2 protein-coding genes are annotated in these 3,093 nt (G+C 42.4%); both read left to right on the plus strand.

From position 1 onward, the window contains the following. Positions 1 to 141 precede the first annotated feature (141 nt). Positions 142 to 1,467: a thymidine phosphorylase gene (locus B4C08_RS02750; RefSeq protein ID WP_296662566.1), complete on the plus strand. Its 1,326-nt coding sequence runs from the start codon at positions 142 to 144 to the stop codon at positions 1,465 to 1,467. Continuing rightward, positions 1,467 to 3,093, plus strand: a 1,627-nt coding sequence (locus B4C08_RS02755; protein ID WP_296662569.1) for a single-stranded-DNA-specific exonuclease RecJ, incomplete at its 3' end; no start/stop codon positions are given. The genes B4C08_RS02750 and B4C08_RS02755, both read left to right, overlap by 1 nt.

Below are 3,093 nucleotides of genomic sequence, written 5' to 3' on the forward strand. Positions count from 1 at the left end.
CAACTTGATTGGGGGAATCCCTATAAGCAAAAAATTGCCAGATTAAGTCCGGCAATGACTAAAAGATGCAGACATGCCAATGACAAAAATGTTTAGATATATCAACGGCATTAAAAACAACACTTAACAGCGGAGGTCAGAATGCGTGCGGCGGACATAATCATTAAAAAGCGTGGAACAGGAAATCAAAAAGGACAGGAGCTTTCGCGAGATGAAATAGAATTTCTTGTAAACGGCTATGTTGACGGCTCTATTCCTGACTACCAAATGTCGGCTTTTCTTATGGCTGTTTATTTCAGCGGAATGACATTCGAGGAAACAGGAATTTTAACAGAATGCATGCTTAGATCTGGCGACACAATCAACCTTCAAAAGCTCAAGGGCCTTAAAGGACCTTTTGTAGACAAGCATTCCACAGGCGGCGTGGGAGACAAAATCAGCCTTCCGCTTGCGCCTATTGTGGCGTCCCTTGGCGTAAAAATTCCCATGATGAGCGGCAGGGGGCTTGGGCATACAGGCGGAACTTTGGACAAGCTTGAATCAATAGAAGGTTACAATGTAAATCTTAACGAGGAGCAGTTCGCTTCGATTATAGAAAAAACAGGCTTTGCCATGATGGGACAGACAGAAAAAATTGTTCCGGCAGACAAGAAAATGTACGCCCTGCGCGACGTTACAGGAACTGTTGAAAGTGTTCCGCTTATTACGGCAAGCATTCTTTCAAAAAAGGTCGCAGAAGGAAGCGATGCACTTGTTTTTGACGTAAAGTGCGGAAAAGGCGCGTTTATGAAAAGCGAGGCGGATGCAGAACAGCTTGCGTCGTTCCTAGTAAAGACAGCCCAGGCAATGGGGAAAAACTCCTGCGCGCTTCTAACCAGAATGGACTCTCCTCTTGGCTTTAAAGTGGGAAACTATCTTGAAATAGAAGAAACTCTTGAGTGCCTGCAAGGAAAAGGTCCTGAGGATGTAATGGAGCTGACTTATGAGCTTGCCTCAAGAATGGCGGTCTTCGGCGGAAAAGCAAAGGACACAAAAGAAGGAAAGTCCAAGTGCAAGGAAGCTGTAAAAAGCGGAGAGGCACTAAAAAAGTTCCTTGAAAACGTAAAGGCTCAAGGCGGAAATCCAGACAAGCTTCTAAGCGAACAGGGAAAACGCCGCTCGAATTTTAAGTCGGAGCTCTTTGCAAAGCAAGACGGATTTTTAACTGTTGACGCATACAAAACAGGAATTGCGTGCATAAACCTTGGAGTGGGCAGAAACAAGTCGTCAGACAAAGTGGATGCGGACTCTGGAATAATTTTTTGCAGACGGCAGGGCGACTTTGTAAAGAAAGGCGAAAAGCTTCTTGAAGTCTACGGAAAAAGCCCGGATGCCCTTGAAAGCGGAAAGCAGCAGCTTGAAGCGGCATTGGATTTTTGCGAAGAAAAGCCAGAAGAAAAGAAATTGATTTTAAAGGAAATAAAATAGTGTCATCATCAAAGTGGGTAAAAAAAACAATTTCAAAGGAAGAAGTTGAAAGGCTAAAAAATAAGTTTTCACTTGACAGCCTTACAGCAAGCATTTTTGCACGGCGCGGAATCACAAGCGGAAAAGACATTCTCTATTTTATGGAAGATGACTTAAGGTTTCAGCATAATCCATTTTTATTCAATTCAATGGAAGATGCCGTTGACAGAATTCTTGTAGCAGTTCCAGAAAAAGACAGTCCAAAGGAAGAGCATGAAAAGGTTTTAATTTTCGGCGACAAGGATGTTGACGGAGTAACGGCGACAACTGTTCTTTACGACGAGCTTTGCTCATTGGGAATTGATGTTCCGTACAGAGTTCCAGAAGGAGACGACGCATACGGACTTTCGATTCAGGCTGTAGATGATTTTGCAAAGCAGAACGGCTCGCTTATTATCACGGTTGACTGCGGAATTTCAAACAATGCGGAAATCGAATACGCAGCGGAACTTGGAATAGATGTGATTGTTTTGGATCATCACAATCCAAAGGAAAACATTCCGTATCCTGCGATTATTTTAAATGCAAAACTTTCAGATTCTGGCTATCCGTTTGAAGAAATTTCAGGCTGCGCAGTCGTGTATAAAGTTGTTTCAGCGTTAAGATTCAGCAAGAGCAAATGGTACAAGGCAGATGCGGCTTTGCTCAATGCGCGTGAAGAAGAAAACGGGCAGATTGCAATTGAATGCATAAAGCTTAGAAATTTAGTTCCAGTTTCAAGGCTTGTTGAACATATTTTTCCGGGCGAAAAATCAATTTACGACACAAAGATTCCGCAGTACTTGTCTGGGCAGATAATTCTTTGCTGGGACAAAGCCAATGTTGAACGGCTTCTAAACCTAACATTCGGAAACAGCGCGCAGTTTAACATTGCAGATATAAGGACAGAAGTCGCAAAGCTTTACCCTTCCCTAAAAAATCTTCCGCTTTCCAAAATAAAGGAAATGTCAAAAATCGCAAAATACGGCGACCACGCTCCCACGGAAATCGGCGGATTCTACAATATATTTGTAACTTATGTTCAGCAGGATTTAAAGAAAAATTTTCCATCTGATTCAGAAAAAGAAAAGCATGACTTGCAGCTTGTGGCTTTGGCGGCTCTAGCAGATATAATGCCGATGAAAAATGAAAACAGGCTTTTTGTGCGTAGCGGAATTAATTCAATAAATGAAAATAAAGTCCGTCCTGGTCTAAAGGAACTTATGTCAAATATAGGGCTTTTGGGAAAGCGCATTACTTCAACTGACATTTGCTGGACGCTGATTCCAAATTTGAATGCGGCTGGCAGGCTCGGTCAGGCTAGAATCGCAATTGAGCTTTTTACAGCAAAAGACGATTCGTACCGTGAACAGCTTGCAAAAAAAATAATTGAGCTTAACACAAAAAGAAAATCCCTTACTCAAGAAGCGGAAGCGATTGCTGGTCTTAAGGCAAAAAATTCTGTGAACGACTTCAGCGGAAAACTAAGCTTTGTAATTGACGAAAAGATAAACAAAGGAGTTTCAGGAATTCTTGCCGGACGTTTGGTTTCTTCTCTTGGAGTTCCTGCAATGGCGATGACTTACGTGGGAAATCTTGTTGTAGGCT

Origin of the sequence: Treponema sp. UBA753 (assembly GCF_002297325.1) — a bacterium.
Classification (GTDB): domain Bacteria; phylum Spirochaetota; class Spirochaetia; order Treponematales; family Treponemataceae; genus Treponema_D.

What these genes read in the sequence shown, in the direction of transcription:
- B4C08_RS02750 (WP_296662566.1), top strand. Translation starts at nt 142, where the DNA reads ATGCGTGCGGCGGACATAATCATTAAAAAGCGTGGAACAGGAAATCAA.